Annotated in this window: 1 protein-coding gene; it reads left to right on the top strand. The window is 49.8% G+C overall.

Translation table 11 applies throughout. From position 1 onward, the window contains the following. On the top strand, positions 1 to 243 hold a 243-nt coding region (locus H8K36_RS19790), incomplete at both ends, for a hypothetical protein (RefSeq protein WP_222611295.1).

Here is a 243-nt window from a genome sequence, read left to right as displayed (position 1 = left end):
GTAGTTTGGTCTTAACGGGCTTTAATAGCGGTACCGGTGTCGTCAGCTACACCTATGACCCAAGTGTCCAAAGTGCAAACAGCGATGTGACCGACAGTGTTACTGTCGCTGTGACGGATGCCTTAGGCGCAACGAATAACGACAGCCTAGATATCCTCATTACGGATAGCAAACCAGTAGCGACAGGTGACATCAACAACATCACGGAAGATGCAGTACCGAACACAGTCACCGGCAATGTGA

Origin of the sequence: Affinundibacterium nitidum (assembly GCF_014284155.1) — a bacterium.
In the GTDB taxonomy this organism is placed as follows: domain Bacteria; phylum Pseudomonadota; class Gammaproteobacteria; order Burkholderiales; family Burkholderiaceae_D; genus Undibacterium; species Undibacterium nitidum.
Note: the sequence above shows the minus strand (reverse complement) of the source record. Positions and strands in the feature narration are given on the sequence as shown.